Annotated in this window: 27 protein-coding genes; 3 read left to right on the top strand and 24 right to left on the bottom strand. The window is 36.6% G+C overall.

What is annotated here, in order from left to right; all coding sequences use genetic code 11:
• Positions 1–91 precede the first annotated feature (91 nt).
• From NST80_RS00765 to NST80_RS00660, 22 genes are all read right to left on the bottom strand, one after another.
• Positions 92–565: an ECF transporter S component gene (locus NST80_RS00765; RefSeq protein ID WP_022496745.1), complete on the bottom strand. Its 474-nt coding sequence runs from the start codon at positions 563–565 to the stop codon at positions 92–94.
• Entirely contained in the window at positions 555–1,316 is a 762-nt protein-coding gene (locus NST80_RS00760; RefSeq protein WP_045768725.1) for a bifunctional hydroxymethylpyrimidine kinase/phosphomethylpyrimidine kinase, read from the bottom strand. Before NST80_RS00760 ends, NST80_RS00765 begins: the two co-directional genes overlap by 11 nt.
• A complete protein-coding gene (gene truA / locus NST80_RS00755; protein ID WP_004182157.1) occupies positions 1,309–2,055 on the bottom strand; it encodes a tRNA pseudouridine(38-40) synthase TruA in 747 nt (248 codons plus the stop codon). Before truA ends, NST80_RS00760 begins: the two co-directional genes overlap by 8 nt.
• Positions 2,056–2,159: 104 nt before the next feature.
• Complete coding sequence (gene dnaJ / locus NST80_RS00750) at positions 2,160–3,293, bottom strand: molecular chaperone DnaJ (protein WP_002886399.1); 1,134 nt, start codon at positions 3,291–3,293, stop codon at positions 2,160–2,162.
• A gap of 154 nt (positions 3,294–3,447) precedes the next feature.
• Positions 3,448–4,080: a DJ-1/PfpI family protein gene (locus NST80_RS00745; RefSeq protein ID WP_002886398.1), complete on the bottom strand. Its 633-nt coding sequence runs from the start codon at positions 4,078–4,080 to the stop codon at positions 3,448–3,450.
• A gap of 173 nt (positions 4,081–4,253) precedes the next feature.
• On the bottom strand, positions 4,254–6,077 hold the full coding sequence (gene dnaK / locus NST80_RS00740) for a molecular chaperone DnaK (RefSeq protein ID WP_002886397.1): 1,824 nt from the start codon (positions 6,075–6,077) through the stop codon (positions 4,254–4,256).
• 85 nt (positions 6,078–6,162) lie between these two features.
• Positions 6,163–6,687 carry a nucleotide exchange factor GrpE gene (gene grpE / locus NST80_RS00735; RefSeq protein WP_002886396.1) on the bottom strand — a complete coding sequence of 175 codons (525 nt, stop codon included), beginning with the start codon at positions 6,685–6,687 and terminating at the stop codon, positions 6,163–6,165.
• 38 nt (positions 6,688–6,725) lie between these two features.
• Entirely contained in the window at positions 6,726–7,760 is a 1,035-nt protein-coding gene (gene hrcA, locus NST80_RS00730) for a heat-inducible transcriptional repressor HrcA (protein WP_002886395.1), read from the bottom strand.
• A gap of 192 nt (positions 7,761–7,952) precedes the next feature.
• A complete protein-coding gene (locus tag NST80_RS00725) occupies positions 7,953–8,534 on the bottom strand; it encodes a glucosaminidase domain-containing protein (protein WP_002886394.1) in 582 nt (193 codons plus the stop codon).
• A complete protein-coding gene (locus NST80_RS00720) occupies positions 8,531–9,328 on the bottom strand; it encodes a M15 family metallopeptidase (RefSeq protein ID WP_002886393.1) in 798 nt (265 codons plus the stop codon). The genes NST80_RS00725 and NST80_RS00720 overlap by 4 nt, the downstream gene beginning before the upstream one ends.
• Positions 9,315–10,019, bottom strand: a complete 705-nt coding sequence (locus NST80_RS00715; protein ID WP_002886392.1) for a histidine phosphatase family protein — start codon at positions 10,017–10,019, stop codon at positions 9,315–9,317. Before NST80_RS00715 ends, NST80_RS00720 begins: the two co-directional genes overlap by 14 nt.
• A 115-nt stretch (positions 10,020–10,134) precedes the next feature.
• On the bottom strand, positions 10,135–11,472 hold the full coding sequence (locus NST80_RS00710) for a PFL family protein (protein ID WP_118172274.1): 1,338 nt from the start codon (positions 11,470–11,472) through the stop codon (positions 10,135–10,137).
• A 17-nt stretch (positions 11,473–11,489) separates the two neighbouring features.
• Complete coding sequence (locus NST80_RS00705) at positions 11,490–11,756, bottom strand: ACT domain-containing protein (protein ID WP_003092287.1); 267 nt, start codon at positions 11,754–11,756, stop codon at positions 11,490–11,492.
• Positions 11,757–12,077: 321 nt separating this feature from the next.
• Positions 12,078–13,295, bottom strand: coding sequence for a CapA family protein (locus tag NST80_RS00700; protein WP_118172275.1), 1,218 nt, complete (start codon positions 13,293–13,295; stop codon positions 12,078–12,080).
• Positions 13,296–13,464: 169 nt separating this feature from the next.
• Positions 13,465–14,289 carry a class B sortase, LPKTxAVK-specific gene (gene srtB / locus NST80_RS00695; protein ID WP_002886388.1) on the bottom strand — a complete coding sequence of 275 codons (825 nt, stop codon included), beginning with the start codon at positions 14,287–14,289 and terminating at the stop codon, positions 13,465–13,467.
• Between the two features lie 94 nt (positions 14,290–14,383).
• Positions 14,384–15,022: an amylase-binding adhesin AbpA gene (abpA, locus tag NST80_RS00690; RefSeq protein WP_002886387.1), complete on the bottom strand. Its 639-nt coding sequence runs from the start codon at positions 15,020–15,022 to the stop codon at positions 14,384–14,386.
• Between the two features lie 688 nt (positions 15,023–15,710).
• Positions 15,711–15,920 (bottom strand): helix-turn-helix transcriptional regulator, encoded by a 210-nt coding sequence (locus NST80_RS00685; protein ID WP_002886384.1) that lies wholly within the window; start codon positions 15,918–15,920, stop codon positions 15,711–15,713.
• 3 nt (positions 15,921–15,923) lie between these two features.
• Entirely contained in the window at positions 15,924–16,505 is a 582-nt protein-coding gene (locus NST80_RS00680) for a hypothetical protein (protein ID WP_002886383.1), read from the bottom strand.
• Positions 16,506–17,267: 762 nt separating this feature from the next.
• Complete coding sequence (locus NST80_RS00675) at positions 17,268–17,402, bottom strand: hypothetical protein (RefSeq protein WP_002889641.1); 135 nt, start codon at positions 17,400–17,402, stop codon at positions 17,268–17,270.
• Positions 17,403–17,445: 43 nt separating this feature from the next.
• A complete protein-coding gene (cadX, locus tag NST80_RS00670) occupies positions 17,446–17,784 on the bottom strand; it encodes a Cd(II)/Zn(II)-sensing metalloregulatory transcriptional regulator CadX (protein ID WP_000711078.1) in 339 nt (112 codons plus the stop codon).
• A gap of 11 nt (positions 17,785–17,795) precedes the next feature.
• A complete protein-coding gene (locus tag NST80_RS00665; protein ID WP_045001996.1) occupies positions 17,796–18,410 on the bottom strand; it encodes a CadD family cadmium resistance transporter in 615 nt (204 codons plus the stop codon).
• Positions 18,411–19,127: 717 nt separating this feature from the next.
• Complete coding sequence (locus NST80_RS00660) at positions 19,128–19,745, bottom strand: class I SAM-dependent methyltransferase (protein WP_002886378.1); 618 nt, start codon at positions 19,743–19,745, stop codon at positions 19,128–19,130.
• Positions 19,746–20,068: 323 nt separating this feature from the next.
• Between NST80_RS00660 and NST80_RS00655 the strand changes: the two genes are divergently transcribed.
• Positions 20,069–20,536 carry a DUF1643 domain-containing protein gene (locus NST80_RS00655; RefSeq protein WP_013989941.1) on the top strand — a complete coding sequence of 156 codons (468 nt, stop codon included), beginning with the start codon at positions 20,069–20,071 and terminating at the stop codon, positions 20,534–20,536.
• A 488-nt stretch (positions 20,537–21,024) separates the two neighbouring features.
• On the opposite strand, the gene NST80_RS00650 is transcribed toward NST80_RS00655, so the two are convergent.
• Complete coding sequence (locus NST80_RS00650; RefSeq protein WP_021144854.1) at positions 21,025–21,525, bottom strand: hypothetical protein; 501 nt, start codon at positions 21,523–21,525, stop codon at positions 21,025–21,027.
• Positions 21,526–21,661: 136 nt separating this feature from the next.
• Between NST80_RS00650 and NST80_RS00645 the strand changes: the two genes are divergently transcribed.
• Positions 21,662–21,850, top strand: coding sequence for a hypothetical protein (locus NST80_RS00645; protein ID WP_014713950.1), 189 nt, complete (start codon positions 21,662–21,664; stop codon positions 21,848–21,850).
• On the top strand, positions 21,843–22,454 hold the full coding sequence (locus NST80_RS00640) for a Fic family protein (protein ID WP_155124136.1): 612 nt from the start codon (positions 21,843–21,845) through the stop codon (positions 22,452–22,454). The genes NST80_RS00645 and NST80_RS00640 overlap by 8 nt, the downstream gene beginning before the upstream one ends.
• 192 nt (positions 22,455–22,646) lie before the next feature.
• On the opposite strand, the gene NST80_RS00635 is transcribed toward NST80_RS00640, so the two are convergent.
• A complete protein-coding gene (locus tag NST80_RS00635; protein WP_201061646.1) occupies positions 22,647–23,402 on the bottom strand; it encodes an SDR family NAD(P)-dependent oxidoreductase in 756 nt (251 codons plus the stop codon).
• Between the last annotated feature and the right edge of the window lie 13 nt (positions 23,403–23,415).

Here is a 23,415-nt window from a genome sequence, read left to right as displayed (position 1 = left end):
AACCTTTTCAAGTTTGTGGCAAGGCAATTAAGACAACTTTTATATCTTATCACCCAAATTAATGCTTGTCAATAGGATTTTAGTAAAGCTATTAATCTTTTTTAGATTGAACCTTTTTGAATCCTTGATACAATACCCATCCAACGACTAGGCCGAGAGCGTTTTGGCAGAAATTAGGAATCACTTCTGCGATTGAAGCTCCTGTTCCATACATAAATACTGAAGCAAGTGCATAGCCACCCACCATCACAATTGTAGCAATCAGAAGACCTAGGATACGATAGTTACCCTTAAATCCAGCAAAATAACCTTGTGCACCATGGATTAACAAACTGATAAACATCCATTGCGGAGCAGATGATAGCAAATCTATCAAAAATGCAGATAGTCCTCCCACAATTGCCCCTTCTTTCTTGCCAAGATAGAAGGCTGTGAAGTAGATTCCTGCATCTACCAAAGTTAAAAGCCCTGTTGGAGTCGGAATTTTAGCTACGAATCCAAAGGTCACTGATAAAGCTGTTAAGATAGCTAATAATGTTAGCTCTTTTGTTTTCTTATTTTGCATATTGAACTACTCCAAATTCATTTGATTGTTTAATTGATTCATAAACAAATGCTTTAGCATTTGCCACAGCTTCAGTTTCTGAACATCCTTTAACTAATTCACTAGCTATACTTGAAGCAAATGTACATCCTGCACCTGTATTGTTTTTGTCTAGCACAGCTTCTTCAAACAATTTGTAATCTGTTCCATCATAAAAGACATCTATCGCTTTATTACCATCCAAGCGATTTCCACCTTTGACAACGACAGTCTTAGCACCTAATTCATTGAGATAGCTAGCCGCATGCTTCATATCATCAAGAGTCTTAACCTTTCTATCTATAAGCAGTTCGACTTCAGGTAAGTTCGGAGTGATAACCGTGGTATAAGGGAAAAATTTAACCAATTCATCACGTAGTTGAGAAACTTCAACGTCATGAGTCTCCTTACATACTAAAACAGGATCCAAGACAATTGGAATATCAGAATGTTTTTTAACAAAATCCAACGTTAATTCCGCGATTTCAACGTTAGGCAACAAACCAATTTTAATTGCTGAGAATGGGATATCTTTTAGTGAGTCAAGTTGTTGTTTAAAAACATTAGTATCAACCGGAATAACCTCAAAACCATTCTCAGTCATAGCTGTCAGACAGGTAAGAGCCACAAATCCATGTTGTTTATTAGTGGTAAACGTCGCTAAGTCTGCATGAAGTCCGCCACCACTAAAAATATCATTCCCCGAAATCGCTAAAATCAATTCATCACTCATATCTTATCTCCTTCAAATATAATCCATTTCCTGCTGCTGTTGGTCCTGCGAGATTACGATCACGACTTTCCAACACTGTCTTAACTTGCGAAACAGGCATGCGACCATTGCCAATCTTCAACAAGGTGCCGACCATATTTCTAACTTGCTTATAGAGAAAACCATTCCCAGAAAAAGTAAAGATATAAAATCCAGTTTTCTCATCGATAGATACACTAGCTTGTGTAATTGTGCGTACTTTATTTTCTACAGAAGTTCCTGAAGCTGTGAAGCCTGTAAAATCATGTGTGCCGACCAAATCCTTAGCAGCCTCCTGCATAGGTGCTAAACTTAGAGGGTAGGGATAGTGGGTCGCATAATTACGCATCATAGGGTTCTTAGGTCGCCCTGCATCTACTAAGAACTCATAAGTTTTACTGTGTTTATTGTATCGTGCATGAAATTCTTCTGATACGAGTTCGATACTAACAACATCAATATCATCTGGACATTGCGTATCCAAACCAAAACGTAACTTCTCTGGATCCCGCTCCTGGGGCAAATCGAAGTGTATAACTTGTCCATAGGCATGAACACCTGCATCTGTACGACCCGCTCCATGAACGGTGACAGGTGTTCCGCTATTTAACCGTAAGAGAGTCTTTTCAAGTTCTTCTTGAATAGAACGTGCATTTGGTTGTCTTTGAAAACCTGAGAAAAGTGTACCATCATAGGAAATTGTCGCTTTGTATCTAACCATAAAATTATCATATCAGATTTTTTCAAGGATAAAAAGTAGGTCGATTGTCAACTGACCCCATACAGCTTTGACATAAAGAAAAAGACGCTTTCAGCGTCCTTCCTTTATAAATCTTCTAAGGCATCCTTTACTTTATTGAAGAAACCTTTTTTCTGTGGTGCGATTTTTTCATCTCCACTTGCCTTGGCGAATGCAAGGAGAGCTTCTTTTTGAGCATCGTTTAGCTTCGTAGGAGTTACAATCTTAACTGTAACGTGTTGGTCTCCTTGTGAACCTCCACGAAGACGTGGAGCACCCTTTCCTTTTAGACGGAAAGTTTTGCCTGTTTGAGTTCCTGCTGGAATAGTCATCTCAACGTTTCCGTGAACTGTTGGTACTTCGACAGTATCACCAAGAGCGGCTTGGACAAAAGAAATGTTAAGTGTATAGTAAATTGTTGATCCATCACGAGTAAACTTATCGCTTGGATTAACATTGATGATTACAAAGAGGTCTCCATAAGGACCACCATTGAAACCAGCTTCACCTTGACCTGCAAGACGGATTTGTTGACCTGTTTCAACACCTGCTGGAATCTTGACAGATACTTTGTGGCTTTGTTTTTCATGTCCTGTTCCGTGACAAGTTTGACATGGCTCTTTAATTTCTTGACCTGTTCCATGACAGACATCACAGGTTACTTGACGACGCATCATACCAAGTGGTGTTTGCGTATCGACATTGATAACCCCTTGACCATGACAGCGACCACAAGTTACAGGGCTTGTTCCAGGTTTTGCACCAGATCCCGAACATGTCTTACATGTTGCTTCACGATTGTAGTGAACTTCTTTTTCGGCACCAAAAATCGCCTCTTCGAAGCTTAGGTTGACACGGTACTGAAGATCATCACCTTGACGTGGAGCATTCGGGTTACGAGTAGCACCACCACCAAAGAAGCTAGAGAAGATATCCTCAAAGCCACCAAAGCCTGCACCACCATCAAAGCCACCAAAGCCTCCTTGACCTCCAAAACCATTCGCACCATCTGGTCCGTATTGGTCATAGGCTGCACGTTTTTGGTCATCACTTAAAGTTTCGTAGGCCTCTTGAACCTCTTTATATTTTTCTTCCGCACCTGGTTCTTTATTAATGTCTGGGTGGTATTTCTTAGACATCTTACGATAGGCACGTTTAATTTCATCTTGAGAGGCATCCTTAGATACCCCAAGACGATCGTAATATTCGGTATTGTTCATACAAGATACTAAGAGCGAACAGAAAGCGACTGAAATTTAGGAAACCGACAAGAAATCATGATTTCTTAGGAGGTTTATCTAATTTCCTAGCTTTCCGCTCGTGTTCAATTCCTCGAACACTCTTTGTTCCTTTCTATAATTTTCATGTAAATCTTTAGAGGGTCTTTTCTATACTTCGCTTCACTTCATCAAACTCTTCGTCTGATAGAGTAAATATCAAATCCTCTTCAGCATACTCGTTCTGTTCTTTAAAATAGTTGTCCGTATAATCTGACAACCCTAGACTAAGAATCACTTTTCTTGCAAACTCTTGATGTGCAAAGCCTATGGCTGTAATGATTTTTTTATCTTGTACAACCACTTTAGGTTGGAAATTTTCACGTGGAAGAAATTCAAAATAGTCAAAGAAGTTTTGCCAAATTCCACCTGTAAATTTCGTGTCCTTCAACAGACCTGCTTTCGCTAATAAAAGAGGCGCTGAAGAAATGGCTGCAATGAGGATATCTTGTTCACCAAGGCCCCTCAAGAACGAAATCAATTTCTCATCCTGTAGGGCAGGTCCTATGTTGACCATTCCTGGCAAAATCACGCAAGAATAATCTTCTATACGTACTTGATCCAATGTTTTCGTCAGTTGACAGGGCAAGCCGTCCTCAGATACCACAATCGAATAATCTGAGGCTACATAATCAATCGTTATATCGAAAGACAGAGCTAAAGTACTCGTTAAAGAGGCTATCTCGTAGAGAGAAAAATTAGGATAAATGATACAAAGCACTTTTTTCATAAGCGACATCCTCTATTTTACCGAAAAACAGAGGCTGGTTTGCAACCTCTGGATTTCTTTTTATCATTTACTAGCTAAGCTCAACACCTTACCGAACTGAGCACACCCTAACCTCTTGGTGAAAAAGAGAAATCTTCCTATTTTCACTGTGAGGTTTTAATGGACTTTACATCTTACTTTTCAGTAAACTCTCCGTCTACAACATCGTCGCCTGAGTTATCTGCTGTTTGTGCACCTTCTGCTCCTGCTTGAGCTTGTTGTGCTGCTGCAGCTTGTTCGTAAAGTTTAACTGCAAGAGCTTGAGCTTTTTCGTTAAGAGCTTCCAATTTAGCCTTCATGTCATCAAGATTGCCTGATTCTTGAGCTTTCTTAAGGTCATCAAGAGCTGATTGAGCAGCATCACGTTCTGTGTCGAAGCCTTTACCTTCTGTTTCTTTGATTGTTTTTTCAGTCGCAAAGATAGCTTGGTCAACTTCGTTACGAAGATCTACTTCTTCTTTACGTTTTGCATCTGCTTCAGCATTTGCTTCAGCATCTTTCATCATCTTTTCAATTTCTTCGTCTGTCAAACCAGAGTTAGATTGGATGACAATTGTTTGTTCTTTTTGAGTTCCAAGGTCTTTAGCTTTAACAGATACGATACCGTTCTTGTCAATATCGAAAGTAACTTCGATTTGTGGGATACCACGAGGTGCAGCTGGGATATCAGTCAATTGGAAGCGTCCAAGAGTCTTGTTATCCGCTGCCATTGGGCGTTCACCTTGAAGAACGTGGATGTCAACGGCTGGTTGGTTATCTGCTGCAGTTGAGAAGACTTGTGATTTAGATGTTGGAATAGTAGTGTTGCGGTCAATAAGTTTTGTGAACACTCCACCCATTGTTTCGATACCAAGTGACAATGGCGTTACATCAAGAAGGACAACGTCTTTGACATCACCAGTAATAACACCACCTTGGATAGCAGCACCCATGGCAACTACTTCATCAGGGTTAACTGATTTGTTTGGTTCTTTACCAGTTTCAGCTTTAACAGCTTCTACAACGGCAGGGATACGAGTTGAACCACCGACAAGGATAACTTCGTCAATATCTGACAAGCTCAAACCTGCATCTGAAAGGGCTTGACGAACTGGAGTTTTCGTACGTTCTACAAGGTCACGAGTCAAATCATCGAATTTCGCACGAGTCAATGTCATTTCCAAGTGAAGAGGTCCAGCCTCACCAGCAGTGATGAATGGCAAGCTGATTTGTGTTGAAGTGACACCAGAAAGGTCTTTCTTAGCTTTTTCAGCTGCATCTTTCAAACGTTGAAGAGCCATCTTGTCTGTTGACAAGTCGATGCCATTTTCTTTCTTGAATTCTTCAACCATGTGGTCGATGATTTTTTGGTCAAAGTCATCACCACCGAGTTTGTTATCCCCTGCAGTGGCCAATACGTCAAAGACACCGTCACCAAGTTCAAGGATAGATACGTCGAATGTACCACCACCAAGGTCGAATACCAAGATTTTTTCTTCTTTATCAGTCTTATCCAAACCATAAGCAAGAGCTGCTGCTGTTGGTTCGTTGACGATACGTTCTACTTCAAGACCAGCGATTTTACCAGCGTCTTTTGTTGCTTGACGTTGCGCATCGTTGAAGTAAGCAGGAACTGTGATAACTGCTTTAGTTACTTTTTCACCAAGGTAATCTTCAGCATAACCTTTCAAATATTGAAGAATCATAGCTGAAATCTCTTGTGGTGTGTATTCTTTACCGTTTGCAGAAACTTTTTCAGAAGTACCCATCTTAGATTTGATAGAGATGATTGTATCTGGGTTTGTTACTGCTTGACGTTTTGCAGCGTCACCAACGATGATTTCACCGTTTTTGAATGACACAACAGATGGAGTTGTGCGGTTACCTTCTGGATTTGCGATAATTTTTGATTCAGTTCCTTCAAGAACTGCTACTGCTGAGTTTGTTGTCCCTAAGTCAATACCAATGATTTTAGACATATGTTTTTCCCCTTTTTACTTTAATTTCTATTTTGCTTTTTTATCTTTCATTCATAGTTTTCTGTCATTTCGGACAAGTTTTCAATTAATTATATACAACTACCATAGCTGGGCGTAAGACGCGTTCGTGGAGTTTATATCCTTTTTGGAAAACTTGTGCAATCGTGTCTGCTGGATGTTCATCATCTGCAGGCATTGTTTGAATAGCCATGTGGAAGTTATGGTCGAAATCACCATCTGCTGGAATTTCTTCAATTCCTTCCTCTTTAAGAGCATGCACTAAACTTTCTTGCACCATTTCCAAACCTTTTTTGACATCATCAGTCAAGCCCTCAACGGCAAGAGCACGTTCAAGGTTATCAAGTGATGGTAAAATCGCTTTTGCCAAATCTTGGCTACGATACTTTTGCAATTGTTGACGTTCTTCATTTGCACGTCGCTGAATGTTTTGCATTTCTGCATGGGCACGAAGGTATTTGTTTTCAAATTCTTCGGCACGCGCTTGGGCTTCCTCAAGTTCAGAAGGTTCGCTTACTTCCTCTACAACTTCTTCAGTTGTCTCCGTAGCTTCCTCTTCTTTCACTTCTTCTTTTTTAATATCTTCAGTCAAGGCATACACCTCTTTCTATACTTTTTAAATGTTATATCTTAGTTAACTTCATAATGGTTACTATTGAGGTAACGGTAATAATCCGTCAACTTCATAACCAAAACTCTACTAATAACATTGACCAAACTAACCATGCGACGATAATCCATTTCAACTGGGCCAATCACATGCATGAGTGCCATCCCACGATAAGGAATCAGGAATTTATGACTCATAACTGTGACATTTTCAAGCGCTTCTTCAGTTGATTCTGCAACCGAAATCTTAGTCACTTCATCATCGGAGATAGCTGATCGAAGCTCAAGTGCCACATGTTGTGGATTGTCCAAAAATTGATAGGTTTTTAAGTCGGCATAAGTCAGTGATGCAACCTTACCTTCGATGAAAATCAATTCCTTAAAAAGTTGTGAAAAGATATAATCAAACAAATCTAAAACATTATCTGTTATCTTGAAATACTTTTGCACAATCTGAGGAATCTCAGTTCTCAATCGGTAATGGATATCTAAGACAGTGTTTCCCAAAAAACGTTCTTGAACAAGCTTATGAAGAATCTCCAAATCACTAGACAAGAAATTTTTTGGAATAGCAAACTGAACTGTCACAGGCTTAGATTCATCTAGAGTAAGAACCGCTAAAGCGTCGTGATTGGATAGATGAACAATGTCAAACCCAGTCAGACGTTGTCGTGTCGGCTCCACATCTTGAATCACTGCTGTACATCCTGTCATTTCTGCCAGCAGCTTCGCCGCTGCATCCAAAATATCTTCAAGTTTAAAGGCTTCAAAATCAAAGGCCTTGACCACTTGATAAACATCTTGTTCATCAATCGTATCAAGATTCAAAGAATTAGCGACGAAATACTGGAAACCTGCTCGGCTTGGCATACGCCCACTAGAAGTATGAGCTTTTTCAAGATAGCCCATCTTTTCAAGCTTGGCCATGTCATTACGAATGGTCGCTGAACTCGAATCAATTGATTCTTGTAATGCTTTAGAACCAACCGGTTCATGTGTACGAGTGAACATCTCAACTATCAAATTCAAAATAGTGTTTTGCCTTTGCGTAATCACGATGTCACCTCATTTCTATTTATTAGCACTCTGGCACATCGACTGCTAACTTATGATTCTATTATACACCTAAACTTGAACATGTCAACCCAAAAAACCAAAAAATTAGCACTCTTTTTGTAAGAGTGCTAAAAATACATCTTAAGACCTAGAAAAGCAAAAAAAGAGCACCTCAGAGGCACTCTAATCTTATCAATCATATTTTGACAAATGATAGGTCTCAATAATAGATATGAGGTGTTTGGCATAATCTGGATCACTGCTAAATCCCGCAGCTTGTAGTTTTTCTGCCGCAACTTTATAACTAGTCGTTCCTGCCACCTCTTTATAGGTCGACTCGCCCCACGTTCCTTGGCGAAGTTCTTCTAAATAAGTCATCATAGAACTTGACCAATCCTTAAAAACTGCAAAATCCACCTTTTGATATTGCCATTTCCCTTTACTGTAGATACTATCCTTTAAACGAATACGTTCTTGACCTGGCTGAGCAGGGAGACTGTAGATGTTATGGTATTTAACAGATAAAAGACTGCTACCATAATTCGACTCATATGCAGCTTGACTAAGGAGAATAGACGCAGGTACACCATAGTTTTTAGACATCTTTTGAGCTGTTGGAGCTAAGGTCTCAATAAATTCTTGCTGTGTGTAAGCAACCTTTACCGAACGAGCATTATCATCTGTAGAGGCATGAAGAATCAAAGGTAAGAGAATACCTAAAGCGAAAACAACAACTAAGGTAATGAAGGCTTTTAGTTTAAAACGTCGTCTCACTTAGCTTTCTCCTTTAATAATGCCAAATATTCCTCCAAAGAAAGATTATGTTCAGTCATATACTCTGCTGACTCTTTACCAACATAGCGGAAATGCCAATCCTCGTAGCCTACACCCGTTGACGATGTTTTACCATCTGGAAAACGAAGAACAAAGCCATATTTCGGCGCCAATTCTTTGACTTTAGCTACTGTATCTGGATCTGCTTCATTTAAGCTATCCACAGTACTCATATCAATCGCAAGACCTGTCTGGTGTTCACTCGCTCCTGGTGGTTGTGAATAGGTTTGAACCTTTTTCTCCGCCTGAGACTCCGTCAAACTTGGGTCGGCAGCCATTTCCTGCTGAACATAACTGTTATAAAGTTCTGTCTGATAAGCAACACTACGATAACCTGATATCAAGTGATAACTTGGATCAATTTCTTGAGCAGCTGCTAAAAACTGCTTCACATTCTTAGCAATTCTTGCATCTACAGAAACACCATCAACGTCAGCAATCTCAGGGTTAAGTTCTTTAGACTTATTATCACGATTTACCAAAAGCAATTCCCAGTCTTTAGGCGATACATCAGGTAGTCCCTTTGTATCCTTGCTTCGAGTCGCATCGGTGGCTTGTTTACTACTTTTTGTTACTGACGATCCATTGGCTTGTTGGACTGTACGACTGACACCAAATACTGAATAAAGTCCTGCTGCAATCAAAAGCATCGCAATCAAGACACTACTGATAACCAAAAACCAGTTGGTTTGCTTTTTCGCCTGACGGCGACTTGGATAGTTATTTTTTACCATTTTCTTTTTCTATTATCTCTCGCCCAACCTGACGATAGGTCATATCGCCAAGTGCTTCTAATGTAAATTTACCATTTTCATAAGCAACAACAGTAACCGAACCGTTGTCCAATGAAGGATGCTCGACAGAAGGATCAATTAACCAAGCAAAGGTTGCAATGGTCATACCGTGACTAACGACGATAGCATTACCGCCACCAGACCTCTCAAGATCTTCTGCAATAGCTGTGAACCCCTCTAAAATACGTTTTCTGAGCACTTCCCAAGGCTCTGCCCAACCAGCCGTATCCACATCAAGAATACCTTGTGCAAGCTCAGGATAAGTTACCTCATGCAAATCCTTACCTTGAAAAGCATCTGTTCTCGGTAGCACACCGTAGAAAAGTTCACCGTCATAGCCACCATCTAAACTACCAAAACACCACTCACGAATACGTTTGTCACGTTTATAAGGAATAGTTTCCAAACCCGTCTCACGTAAAATGATATCCATGGTTTGAATCGTTCGACCTGAATCACTAGAATATGCGGCCTTGAAAGGAATACCTGCTGCTTTCAGACCTACTCCCAATTCACGAATACCTTCCTCACCGAACGGGGTCAAAGGGCTATCAGACCAACCTTGTGCACGACCAATGGTGTTAAACATCGTTTTGCCGTGTCTCGCAATATACAACTTAACCTTACTCATAGCGCCCCTTCTTTCCGTCATTTTTGAATTCATTATAGCACAAATCCCCTCGACTATCTAGCCAGCGAGACCATCAGAAAATGCCTTACCAATTGGCAAAGCATTTATCATCCGCTTAGTTTTTAAAGCTGTGAACAGGAGCTGGGATTTGACCACCACGCGCAATGAAGTCAGCCGATGAAGCTTTGTTTACCTTCATTACTGGTGCATAACCAAGAAGACCTCCAAGTTCCAACATATCACCTTCCTTACCATAAGGAATGATACGAACAGCTGTTGTTTTCTGGTTAATGACACCGATTGCCGCTTCATCAGCAATCATGGCCGCGATTGTTGTATCTGGCGTATCAGCAGGAATAGCAATCATGTCTAGACCAACAGAACAGATAGCTGTCATAGCTTCCAATTTTTCAAGGTTGATATGACCAGATTGAACCGCAGCAATCATACCTTCATCTTCAGAAACTGGAATAAAGGCACCTGACAAACCACCAACTTGGTTACATGCCATGATACCGCCTTTTTTAACTTGGTCGTTAAGAAGGGCTAGAGCTGCAGTAGTACCATGCGTACCAACAACTTCAAGACCCATCGCTTCAAGTACACGGGCTACTGAATCACCAACTGCTGGTGTTGGCGCAAGAGACAAATCTACAATACCAAACTCGACACCAAGACGTTCGCTGGCCATTTGACCAACTAACTGACCAACACGTGTGATTTTGAAGGCGGTCTTCTTAACTGTTTCAGCTAGAACATCGAAACTTTCGCCTGGAACTTTCTCAACTGCACGTTGCACAACACCAGGACCTGAAACCCCAACATTGATTACAACATCAGCCTCACCAACACCGTGGAAGGCACCTGCCATAAATGGATTATCTTCAACCGCATTAGCAAAGACCACCAATTTACCTGGGCCCATTGGATCTGCCTCAGAAGCCTCTTTGATGATACGTCCCATGTCACGTACTGCTGTCATGTTAATACCAGTCTTTGTTGAACCAATGTTGACAGATGAGCAGACAAAATCAGTCTCTGCAAGCGCACGTGGAATAGAATTAATAAGAATCTCATCACCTTTTTGATAGCCCTTTTGAACGAGTGCAGAGAAACCACCAATAAAGTTAACGCCGATTTCCTTAGCTGCTCGGTCTAATGCCTTCGCAAAAGGTACATGGTCTGTTGCATCTGTTGCCGCACCGATGATTGAGATCGGAGTAACAGACACACGTTTATTAACAATCGGAATACCAAGTTCAGCTGCAATTTCGTCACCAACAGCTACCAAATTTTTAGCCTTAGATACAATCTTGTTATAGACTTTTTCCGCCGCCTTATCGATATCTGAATCGATACAGTCTAGGAGTGAAATCCCCATGGTAATGGTACGAACATCAAAGTTCTGCTCCTCAATCATGGCAATGGTTTCTGTGACCTGTTTAATATCCATTTTAAGCTACTCCTATCTTACAAGTTGTGCATAGCATCAAAAATTGCTGAGCTTTGGATGTTGATTTTAACATTCAATGACTCACCAAAGGCTTCCAATTCCGCACGTAGGTGTGTAAAATCTTGTTTGTCTTCCGATGATACAACCGCCATCATGGTAAAGAATTCATCAAGAACTGTTTGAGAGATATCATCAATATTCAAGCCAAGTTCTGCCACCTTAGTCGCAACACCCGCAACAATACCTGCTTTGTCCTTACCTACAACTGTAATAATCGCTTTCATGAGAAGCCTCCATCATTTTATTTTGTATAATTTTAGCATATTTTGATTAAAAATGCTATTTTTTATGAAATTTGCATCTTTTTTCTTGAAAAAGACGAATGTTTCCGAGAATTTTAACTAATATCGTTTATGAAAACATCCTCTCTTTGACCCAACTACTTGTGGATAAACTTGTTCACAACCTAAATAATTTCCTTCTTTTAAAACCTTGAAAAATCAAGATTCAACACTATCAACAGACTTTTCCACACCTGTGGATAAGTCTGTGGGTAACTTGTCGATAAACAAAAAATATCGCCAAATTCAGGCGATATCTTAGCTTTATTTCCATTTTAAATTAACATGGGCATTCATTTCTTTATATGCAGTATCTATACGCTCTTTGGTTTCTTCATCAAGTTTATTTCTATATTTACCACCCTTAATGAAATCCTCTAAAATATAAGTTTGGTAAGTATACAAAGGATATCCCTCTGGTGAAGTTGTTCCTTTAGGCGTACGGTTAACCCAAGTCGGATGTGCTTGAGCAGTCTTAATCGTGGTTTGACCATTCTTTTTCTCAAGGGTGACATCCATTAAGACACCCCTCTCTGTCCACTCTGCACTATCCACACCATCCATGGTCTCTATGCGCTGGTTTGAGATGAAATTACCCATTGAGTAAATAATAAGTTTTTGCTGTCCATCCTTTTTAACCACCTCAGAAGGTTCTACCACATGAGGATGACCTCCAAAGATAATATCAGCACCCCAATCAATCATCTTATGATAGAGTTTAACCTGTTCATCTGTAGGTTCCAAACGATATTCAACACCCATCTGAGGCATGATAACCGTGATATCTGCTTCTTTTTCGGCACGCTGAATCTCGGCTTTCATACGTTTTTCATCCAAATTCGATAAGTGGTCTGCAACCTCTTTATCCGTCAAGTTCGACTCTAAACCATTGTAACCATAAGCATAGGAAAGTATTGCAACTTTGATGCCATTAACATTCTTGATGAGGAGTGGCGCCTTGTCTCGCACCGGCTTTTCGTAAACACCAACAGGATCAATTCCCACTTTTTTAAAAGCATCAGACGTTGTAAAAGCTCCCTCTAAACCAGAATCCAAGATATGATTATGGGCCAAATCCATAACATCATAACCAGCATCCTTAATAGCTGCTGTCACTGATTGAGGAGCATTAAACAGAGGATAGCCTGACAAAGGATAATCAGGATTAATCGTTCCCTCAAAATCACCCAAGGTCAAATCGGCCTGCTTTAACCACGGCTTCACATAAGTAAAATTCTCCGTAAAATCATAGCTACCATCTGCCTGCAGGGCACTCATATAGAGACCGTCATGATAGAGCAAGTCCCCATTAGCCATGATACGTGCTGTCTGTACCTGGTTTGAGACATTCTTTTGCTGTTCGTTCTTACTATGAACAATTAAAATTTCAAGAAAAAGCAAACCTAAGACGAGAGCAATCAACCCCATCAAAATCTTATTAGTCATCGCATTGTCACGCTTTTTAGCTTGGCTCTGTTTCATAACACTCTCCTTTTTCATACTCCTAGTGTACCAAAAAAACTTATCCATTAATGATAAAAAAGATTAACAAACGGTTACATCTCACCCTTATAACAACTTTAAAAATACAGTAGCTCTGTTCAAATAAAATAAAAACCCTACTTCACGAGAAGTAGAGTTCTGTTAATGATTATCGTGTTGGTGTGTATTCCAAATCTTTTCCATGTTTAGCTACAAAGTCAGACATCTCAGAGTCTGGAATTTGACGCAAGTAGAGATTGGCACGAATCGTTGGATCTTCCTCACGACAAGTCGAAAGAACGAGGTATTTATCTGAAGCACTAACCTTCAAATCCTTGTTTTTAACATCAGCCGTATCATAGATAATATCTAATTGTTCCTTAAAATCCTTATCATCTTTGAATGATGTACGGTAGAAAGCTGTATCCTCAGGAACAATAACCATCGCAAAAGCTTCATAATAATACTTTCTTTGAGGGGTTTCTACAACAACATACTTGTGTTTGTCAAAAAACGACTGATCACTGTAGTAGTTAACATCATTAAACATACGATGGTCTTCTACCTGACTTCCTCTAGCGTGACCAAAAAGCCAAGTCAAACGGTCACTAAAATCTTTCTTATTGTCTGTATCCATGAATACAGTACCAAACAGAGGCTTATTACCTCCTTCGAAAGTTTTATCTAGATATGTAGAATTATCTTTAGTTTGTACAACAGGCTCATCTAATTGAGTGCCTGGTGCATAGATATAAGCAATCGTATCTGAATTAGTTGCAGAAAGACCATCAAACTTCGACTTGAGATACTTCTTTTCATCATCGGTAGGTTTATAGTCACTGACTTGAGTAACCTTATTCCCAAGTGAATGAGCATTGTTTCCTGTAAAAAGTTTGACTCCACCAATAATCACTAATCCTAATACAAGAATGGATGCCAAAATACTTAAGGATTTTTTATTTAAGATCTTCGTGCTACTATTGCGTTTACTCATAAATCTCTACTCTCTCTTCATTTTATTATTAATAATAAAATATCACTGAAGCCTAACTTCAGTGATATTCTTGGTAATAACTAGTAATCACTAATTATTTTACTGCCGCAGTATTTGGAAGAGCTTTTGCTTCTGCTTTAGAACCTGATTTGTTTTCTTTAACTGCTTTAGATTTTTCTTCTGCTTTTTTAGCTTTTTCTGCTGAAGTTTGAGCTTTTTTCACATCTTCTTGTGATGGAGCAGTTTTATCTTCTGCTTGAGCTCCATGTTCCGCTTCATAACGAGCGTTCTTTTGTTCTGGAGTTTCATTCAAAATGTAGTAATTACCTTCTTTTTTAGAAGCAGTATTCCATTTCTTTTGAAGTTCTTCAGTGTAACGGTTACGAACGTTGTTACGAGCAGTATTCAAAGCTGATTCATAAGCTTCTTTCTTTTCAGTGTAAAGGTGTGATCCGCCTTCAACCGCATCAAATTCAGATTTAGCTGCAACTACTGCTGGATCTTGAGCTGCTTCAGCATCGATATCTTCTTGATGCCCTGCCAAGTATTCATTTACTTTACGAGCATTTTCAAATTCTGTTTGAGCGTTGTAGGCATCATTCACACCACCACCTGTTGTTGGTTGGTCATATGCTCCTGGAGTGTTAGCTCCACCATTGATATCCGCAACTGCTGGCGCTGCAGCCGCAAAAAGCGCAAGAACTGCTGCTGAAGTAAGCAATACTTTTTTCATAATTAATTCTCCTCTATAAACAACTTATTTTTTTATCAGGTATTCCCGATACCCATTGATTATAACACTATTTAGAGATATGTCAACATTTTTTAAAAAATTTTTTTGAATTTTAATATATCCTACAATTCGCACAAATAATGGGTTTTTAGAACATACTAACCAATAGTTATGATTAACTATTTTTAATTTTAGTGTTATTTTGAGCATTTTGTTATGGCTTACCTTAAGTTAAAATACAAAAGAACATCCATATATAAAAGCATAATTTGTAAAATATACATTCTTTATTATGATAACTTTTATTTCAAAACCTCAAATAATCTTTGTTGAAGATAAAAAACTCTTGATTTCAATAAATTTGAAGTGCAGAACAATATCATCCTCCAAATGAATGTATTCATTCACTTTTATCATTTTTGTATGATAACTACATAATATGCAAGACCTCACAATTGAATAGATTAGAGAAATATTAGCATTTTTGAGAGTATTTCCACCTAAAAAGTTCTATTATTGGTTAAAATTCTTGAAAAATAAACTATTATCTTATTTTTTTGAAAGCGTTTCAACTAAAATGTTATTACGAAAAACTCCTTTGAAAATACTCCCTTTTACCACTACCTCGCCATAGAATAACAAGTTTCCAAAAACTGATACACAAATCAATTCGATTGTTTTACTTCTCTTATTTCAGACGAAATAGTTCTTCCACTTGTTTATTAAAGACTTGCGCTATTTTTAAAGCCATTTCCAACGAAGGGTTGTAGCGGTTATTTTCCAAGTGAACAATCGTTTCTCTCCGTATTCCTACTTGATCTGCTAAATCTTGTTGAGTCATACCATAAGCTTCCCTTACTTCTTTCAAGTTAGTCTTTATTTTACTTTCTTTCGCCATATTTCATCCCCTTTTTTCAGTGATAAAGTAAGTAATGGCAAATAATAAGAGTAAAAAAGCCACCAAAATATAAAGGAATCCAGCATTCAAAACGAAAACTTTACAGACAGCTATCAAGGTTGCCATTCCCAATAATATAAAGATTGCTATTGTAAACAAAATGGAAGAGGACTTTGCAATATTTCTATAAAATCGTTCATCGGGTTCTTCATTAATTCTCTTGAATAAGAAGTAAAACATTAATAACAATTGAACACTTAATCCAATTCCTAACATTATATTCTTAATCAAAGAACCAGGAGTTAGAAGCCAAACTCCAATAGTATAGATTGAGGACGAGAGAAATACAAGCACTGTATATAATTTTGCAGTAATCCCAAACATTTTTTTCTCTTTCTTTTGATAGGTTGATTTTGAGAGGACCGATAGCATCGTACAAACCAAATACGAAGGAAGCCAAGCCGTCGTCATAATAGCACCTTTCGCTAGAATCGGTAGGTGATTCCCCAGCAATAAAACTAAACATACAACAATAAGCACGCTAGAGATATAAAGAATTATCTTTAAGTTCTTCGATATTTTCATTTTAGTCACCTCTTTTTAGTATGTTATAAATATATCACACCTTATCTGTTATAAATATATCACATTGTTATAAGAATTTCAAGATGAAGACAAAACTCTAGTAAGATTTTGAACACTTTTCAGAAATCTATACAAAAAACACCTTGCAAACTGCAAAGTGTTTTCGTTTGTATTCTGCTTTCCAGCAACGAATTAACGTTTTGAGAATTGTGAAGCTTTACGAGCTTTCTTAAGACCTGGTTTGGAAAGTATGGATTTCAGTTGGACTAAAAACAGCGTAATATCAAGGATTTTCTGAACAATATCTACTTTTTAATTTCATAAAATCTGAATCAATATTTTTAAAATAGGGGAATAGTTTAGGTCTCTAAGCATTAAAATAATACACCTAACTTTGGTCACCGTTTTTTAGTTATTCACTCTTTTTTCGGATAGTGTTTTTAAAGTTATGATGTAAAATGCCACAATTAAAACACTATACATCATAATCGGAGGATAGAGAATTAAGGATAGAATCAATCCCACTCCTTTAATTATTAGGTCAGGTATCAATAACTTCCTATATTGTACGGTAGCTTCAAGTAATTCTTTCTGATCTATATTGGGTTTATCAATTACTTTATGTAAAAACCAGTTTGCTACCGTTGAAACAATAACGATCAGTCCATAAAAGAGCTGTGCCGTATGATTCATGAAATGACTACTAACTATTCCAGTAGCATAGGGCATAAATGAAACAAAAAATAAAAGATACAAATCCTTTCAAATTCCTCCCTTTTCAACTTGGCTAACTTGACCTGCATTACCTAGGTCGCTTTGCTTTAAATTATACTTTTTTCTTAAACATTTGATACGAGTAGGTATTTCTTGTGAGTAATTTTCATCAAAAAATTTCATATATAATCTCCCTATAATCATGGAAAAGTAGTAAAAATAGTTGTTATCCTAGTTGATTAAAAAAATCTCTGATTTCCTCATCTTTTATAAAATAATATATAATTTTCCCCTCTCTTCTAGTGTCCAAGATGTTTTGATTGGCTAGTTTACGAAGATGGTGGGAGGCAGATGCCATACTGAGATTTAATAAACAGGCTATATCGCAGACACAGAGTTCTTCGACGGCAAGGAGATAAAAGATGATATTTATCTGTTTATTATCGGTAAATTTTGATAAAATGCGAAGTGATTTTTGGACTTTTTCCTTTTCAAGGTAGTTCGTTGCGGTTGTAACATTTTGTTGATTTATAACATCCACTTGACAGATACTATCTTTTTTCATAATTTTTTCTCCTAGCCTAACACAGCCCATAGCATGTCAAAGCTGTTGTTTTCAATCAGGATATACATCCCCAATCCTAAATAGACAACGGCAATAAACCATCTGCTATATTTCTCCAAAGTTTCTCCAACAGAAGGGACTTGTGCCAATTTTTGGGCAGAAAAAACCAAGAGATAAATCATGACTAGAAAGGTAAGTAAAGCCACTATCAAATTCGCTAAATTTAAGGTGGTAAAATATGGGACAAAGACACCAATATTGTCAGCGCCACAACTTGCAAAAGTAATCATAGCGACTAGAAAAATCAGGTTTTTATTGTCTTTTCGCAAACCATCTTTTGCAATAGCTTCTCCATCAGAATCTCCTAAAAGCAAAACTTTGAGGCCTAGGAAAATTGGAATCAAACCGAGTAAACCTAAAATCTCTTTACTAGGAATATAATTTAAGACAAATGCAAAAAGCAAACTTAGGAATATTAGACTAACAGAGCCTAGAAATTGTCCTAAATAGATGTTAATGATGTCCTTTCTGCTTTTTCTTTTGGCAAAAAATAACATTAGGATAATAAGTAAGTCTACGGCTGTCCCAGAATACAGGATTATTGAAGTAACAACATTTTGAATCATAAAATACCTCATTCAAATATATTTTTGAATGTATTCTAACATTAAGCTTTGTAGATGTCAACTTAAAATCCACCAATTAATAATTGCATGTCAATATTTGTATTGTGAAACTAGTTTCAGAAATATATAGTCTTAAAGTATGTCCACTGCCAATGGTTTTTTCAATATTTAAGAGGAGATTTATAATGGTTCATTTCTATAAATTTATAAACGAGTTATATATTTTGTTTAACCAATTATTAACTATTTTTATCAATAATCACTTCATTAATTTGTACTTTTTAATTTTGATTTATTTTTCGTGCATATTTTATATGAATTTAATTCTAATACATTTTAAATAAAAAATACGCAATTTTAATTGGCACTGAATCCCGTAAATGAGAATTAAATAAAAACACCTCCAAGTTGGATTTGGTACAATATAATCAAATGCTCATGGAGGTGTCTTTTTATGGTTAAAAAACGTGTGGAGACGGTGGTATTATTGTCAAGAAAATAGAATAACAAGCTATAAAACTGTCGAAATAGGTGGCTTTTAGGATTTTAACAGAAATCAGTTCTATAATAAATTAAAAATCGTGTTGGTAGAAAAATCGTCTACTTCTACCAACACGATTTTACAAAGAGCCATTACTTACATCTCTTTTTCTCCTGTAAAACTATTGTATCTTGATACTTTAAGGAGTTTCCATCATTGTAAATAATAATTTAATATTACTTTTTATATGCAATCATTACACCAACTGGTGCAAGACCTCCATTTACCAATTTCATTTCAGCTACTGAAAATCCATATTCATGGATAAATTCTTCAAATTGCTTTTTATCCCATTCTTTATACATCTTAAACCCTACAATAGACATCAGCCGTTTTTTGAATTTACTTTGTTTTTCCTCTTTCCATAAAAAAGTGGGAGCAAACAAAGTACCATTAGGTTTTAATACCCTATATATTTCTTTCATTGCCTTGTCAGGCTCGGGCATAATATGAAGTGCATTAGCTATTACTACACAATCAAATTTCTCATCTGTATAAATCAATGAAGTAGCATCAGCTATTTCAAAGACAAGGTTCTCGTATTCTCCATGTTTTCTTGCTTCAAAAATCATTTGTTTAGAAAAATCAGTTGCAATCCAACTTTTCGTATATTTTGAAAGGTTAAAGGATAATTGACCTGAACCACAAGCAAGTTCAAGTACATTCATATCCTTACTCAAATAAGGGTTTATGTATCCGCAAACTTTATCATAAACACCTTTATCCTTCTTCATAAAAGGAGCATACAACTTGGCGAATTTATCCCAAAATTTTTTGTTACTCTTATCACTCACCAGCAAAACTCCTCCCAACAACAAATTTTAAACTCTCTCCGCTTTTAGCATTTCACATTATTCCTTAAAGATGAAAGCTAATTGCAACTTAGTCTAAATTAACTAATAATATTTTACCGTTTTTAAGTCATTTTTTCTATGCCCGCTTTTCATAGCACTTGACAGTTGCCTATAAAGTTAAAGTAAACATCGACTTGTTATTTTCTATTGTAATTTCCTCTCTATTTCTGATTCTATTTTATCAAAAGTAATCCGAACAGTTTATAAATGTTTTTACTTGGAAAAATCAATAATGATATAATAGAAGAAAACGGAGGTCAACTATGCAAAAAGAAGCTACTATTTCAGACAATCAGCTTTATCGCTATAAACTATCTCGTACCTGGGACTCAACAAAACCTACGATTCTTTTTATTGGTTTGAATCCTTCAATTGCCGATGAAACTATCGATGATCCGACAATCACACGATGTATAAATTATGCAAAAGCTTGGGGATATGGAACCTTACTTATGACTAACTTATTTGCTTTTAGAAGCACTTACCCAAAGGATATATATTTAGTTGATGATCCTATAGGAGACGAAAATGATAATTATATTTTAGAATGTGTTGCACAATCTGATTTAGTAGTTGCCTGCTGGGGAAATAATGGTATGTATATGAATAGGGAAAATATCATTAAGGATCTTGTACCCAATTTATATTGTCTTAGAAAAAATAAAAACGGAACCCCACATCATCCACTCAGACTTCCTAGAAATATTCGACCAATACCATTCAATTTCTAAATATGACTTTCCGAAAAATAACTATTTTCCTGAAACTTTTTTATTTAGTTATAATAGACATTTCTAGATATTTCCATTATGTAGTGGTTGCCATCCAATCAAACATCGCTCTACTTGTTTTCTTGAGGCAACTGTGCATAGCATATCTCTATGCGACTAAAGTCGTTAGAGCTAGCCTAATTGTGTACCGCCAGTTCTCATACAAAAAATACCTTGCAAGTTGCAAAGTATTTTCGTTTGTATTGTGCTTCCCAGCAACGAATTAACGTTTTGAGAATTGTGATGCTTTACGAGCTTTTTTCAAGCCTGGTTCGAACAACTTTTGTTTGACTAAATTTCAAAAGTCTTTAATATCAAGCATTTCTACACTTTTCTGAAAGCGTTATTTCAATCAATTTCAATTAATTTTATCTGAATGGTGTGAATTTTACCCCAAAATTACAAAGAATTGAGCTGATAAATACTAAAAGTTCACACCATTAGTTAAATTATTTTTTGTTACGTACGTTTTTCTTAGATGATAGACCTCCTAATTTATTTCTTATAGCATTTGAACAAACCTCCGTTAGAGGTTCTCCTATTGCCTCCTTGTAATTAAATCCCAATAATTGCATAGTCTTTAAAGTATCCTTATTAAGTAAAGCAACTAATTGTTTCATTGAATCTTCTTTCCCATCTTCAACACTAGTAAATGAAGATAGCAGAGAAATAACCTGTTCTAAAGTGTTGTGTAAATACTCAATATCTTTATCATCAATATGTACTTTTTCATATTCTTCTTTATATGCCTGAGCAATTCTGATTGCCTGTTCTCGTTCCGAAAGTAACTCATTTACAATTTCATCATAAGTATTTCGTAATTTATCAGCATTACGTTCTTCCTTTAATGATTGAATTTTACTATTCACTAGTGTTGTTGTTCCTTTAAATGTTAGAGTTCCCAACTCAATCCCTGCTTTTACTAACGCTTCTGTAATATATGCCTCCATGCTACACCCCTGCTATTTCTTTTTATGATAAAATTATTTTATCATAAATTCATACTTTAATAACAGTCTCTATCCTTTAGGTGAAAATACCGATTTTATGGTATAATAAGGATAACTCTATACAAGGAGGTGTGCCATGACTCTTGATGTAAATAAAGAAGAATTAACAATTTTAGGGATTCCCTTTGATAACTTTTCAGATTTTGATACTGTCTGGTATGCCATTGGGTCATCAATGATTGAAAATTATGAACCTACTGTTCAAGATGTGATTGATTTAAAAACTTATGTTATCAACAGACGAAAGGAATTGAATATTGGTTAAAAATCAATACGAAGGCTATGAGTACATTGACCCCAATCACCAATATACCTATCCAAATTCTACAGTCTTAATCAACAAACAAAATATTACAAATATTGAAGAAGCCTACCGGAATGAGCATTTATTCGTTACTAGAAGGCTTGCAGACTTGCGCTTGAAAACCATAGAAGTCTACTCTATTAGTGATATTTTAGCCATTCATAAATATTTATTTCAAGATGTCTATGCTTGGGCGGGACAATATCGCAAGGTGAATATCTCAAAAAGCGGGAATCCCTTTATGCCAATACAATCTTTCAGTACTGCCCAAGACTATATCAACCATCTTATTCATACCTATTATCAAACTGCTAATTCAAAAAATAAAATTATTAAACAATTAGCAAAAATTCTTGATAATCTTAATTATTTCCATCCCTTTCGAGAAGGGAATGGACGAACTCAACGAGAAGTTATTCGTTCCTTAGCACTATCAAAAGGTTATTCTGCACAAATACGTGTGGAGCAAGATGACGAGGTTTACAATCTTTATATGGACGGAACAGTCTATGGAGATTTAGGAAAGTTAGAAGAACTACTTGGTAAAATACTGGAAAAATTGTAAATTAGTCTACAAAAATACTTCTATATTTTTAAATATCCTAAATATCACAGAAAATTATAACTTACCAAGGTTTAAATCATAATAGATAGACAAAAAGCTTCTGAAATCTAACATTTCAGAAGCTTTTTTCTTGTCATAAAATGGCTGCAACTATTATTATTCAATACATATTATCTCTATTTAATAAAATAATTAATGATTAAGTAGTGGTCCACTAAGATGAAATTCAAAATTTGTAACATCAACTAAACCAACAACTTTGTCACTTTGATATAATTCCATCAAAAATTGTGCCATCTCTTCACTTGTGTGATATTTAGCAAAATGCTCATCATAATTGTATTCTTTCGAATCTGTAGCAACTTGACCGAATTCCGTTTTTGTGGCAGCTGGAGCTAAAACCTTAGCTTTTAATTGATGTTGATTTGCCTCTAGTTCCAATGCCAAGCCTTCTGTAAAAGCACTGACATAAAATTTACTTGCACAGTATGTAACTGCATTTGGAACCATCATGTATCCGCCTCTAGATGATAAGTTAATCAATTGAGCGCCTTTACAATCTTTATAATCTCTCACATATAGAGTTGATAGAATTGTTAAAGCTTCAATGTTTAGATGGATTAATGTTATTATCTTTTCTAAATCTTGATATTCAACCTTATCATAATTTCCAAAACCTGCATTATTTATTAGAGTAGTAATGTGATATTTTTTCAAGCTTTCATAAAGTTCAAAAACATTACTGGACTTCGATAAATCAACAACTTTAATAACAACATCTAAATCCGGATAATGGTTCAAAATCTCTTGCTTCAATTTTTCTAGTCGTTCTTGACGCCGAGCAATTAAAATAAGATTCATTCCTAATTTTGCAAATTGTCTTGCTGTCTCCGCTCCTATACCAGCACTGGCTCCAGTAATACAAGTATAATTCTTCGTTTGTTCCAAACTATTTTCTCCT

Source organism: Streptococcus sp. FSL K6-1323 (assembly GCF_038630745.1).
In the GTDB taxonomy this organism is placed as follows: Bacteria; Bacillota; Bacilli; order Lactobacillales; family Streptococcaceae; genus Streptococcus; species Streptococcus salivarius_D.
The sequence above is the reverse complement of the archived record's forward strand: the minus strand, read 5'-3'. Positions and strand labels throughout refer to the sequence as shown.

What these genes read in the sequence shown, in the direction of transcription:
- NST80_RS00765 (WP_022496745.1), bottom strand. Translation starts at nt 565, where the DNA reads ATGCAAAATAAGAAAACAAAAGAGCTAACATTATTAGCTATCTTAACA.
- NST80_RS00760 (WP_045768725.1), bottom strand. Translation starts at nt 1,316, where the DNA reads ATGAGTGATGAATTGATTTTAGCGATTTCGGGGAATGATATTTTTAGT.
- truA (WP_004182157.1), bottom strand. Translation starts at nt 2,055, where the DNA reads ATGGTTAGATACAAAGCGACAATTTCCTATGATGGTACACTTTTCTCA.
- dnaJ (WP_002886399.1), bottom strand. Translation starts at nt 3,293, where the DNA reads ATGAACAATACCGAATATTACGATCGTCTTGGGGTATCTAAGGATGCC.
- NST80_RS00745 (WP_002886398.1), bottom strand. Translation starts at nt 4,080, where the DNA reads ATGAAAAAAGTGCTTTGTATCATTTATCCTAATTTTTCTCTCTACGAG.
- dnaK (WP_002886397.1), bottom strand. Translation starts at nt 6,077, where the DNA reads ATGTCTAAAATCATTGGTATTGACTTAGGGACAACAAACTCAGCAGTA.
- NST80_RS00720 (WP_002886393.1), bottom strand. Translation starts at nt 9,328, where the DNA reads ATGGTAAAAAATAACTATCCAAGTCGCCGTCAGGCGAAAAAGCAAACC.
- NST80_RS00715 (WP_002886392.1), bottom strand. Translation starts at nt 10,019, where the DNA reads ATGAGTAAGGTTAAGTTGTATATTGCGAGACACGGCAAAACGATGTTT.
- NST80_RS00710 (WP_118172274.1), bottom strand. Translation starts at nt 11,472, where the DNA reads ATGGATATTAAACAGGTCACAGAAACCATTGCCATGATTGAGGAGCAG.
- NST80_RS00705 (WP_003092287.1), bottom strand. Translation starts at nt 11,756, where the DNA reads ATGAAAGCGATTATTACAGTTGTAGGTAAGGACAAAGCAGGTATTGTT.
- NST80_RS00700 (WP_118172275.1), bottom strand. Translation starts at nt 13,295, where the DNA reads ATGAAACAGAGCCAAGCTAAAAAGCGTGACAATGCGATGACTAATAAG.
- srtB (WP_002886388.1), bottom strand. Translation starts at nt 14,289, where the DNA reads ATGAGTAAACGCAATAGTAGCACGAAGATCTTAAATAAAAAATCCTTA.
- abpA (WP_002886387.1), bottom strand. Translation starts at nt 15,022, where the DNA reads ATGAAAAAAGTATTGCTTACTTCAGCAGCAGTTCTTGCGCTTTTTGCG.
- NST80_RS00685 (WP_002886384.1), bottom strand. Translation starts at nt 15,920, where the DNA reads ATGGCGAAAGAAAGTAAAATAAAGACTAACTTGAAAGAAGTAAGGGAA.
- NST80_RS00680 (WP_002886383.1), bottom strand. Translation starts at nt 16,505, where the DNA reads ATGAAAATATCGAAGAACTTAAAGATAATTCTTTATATCTCTAGCGTG.
- NST80_RS00675 (WP_002889641.1), bottom strand. Translation starts at nt 17,402, where the DNA reads ATGAAATTTTTTGATGAAAATTACTCACAAGAAATACCTACTCGTATC.
- cadX (WP_000711078.1), bottom strand. Translation starts at nt 17,784, where the DNA reads ATGAAAAAAGATAGTATCTGTCAAGTGGATGTTATAAATCAACAAAAT.
- NST80_RS00665 (WP_045001996.1), bottom strand. Translation starts at nt 18,410, where the DNA reads ATGATTCAAAATGTTGTTACTTCAATAATCCTGTATTCTGGGACAGCC.
- NST80_RS00655 (WP_013989941.1), top strand. Translation starts at nt 20,069, where the DNA reads ATGCAAAAAGAAGCTACTATTTCAGACAATCAGCTTTATCGCTATAAA.
- NST80_RS00650 (WP_021144854.1), bottom strand. Translation starts at nt 21,525, where the DNA reads ATGGAGGCATATATTACAGAAGCGTTAGTAAAAGCAGGGATTGAGTTG.
- NST80_RS00645 (WP_014713950.1), top strand. Translation starts at nt 21,662, where the DNA reads ATGACTCTTGATGTAAATAAAGAAGAATTAACAATTTTAGGGATTCCC.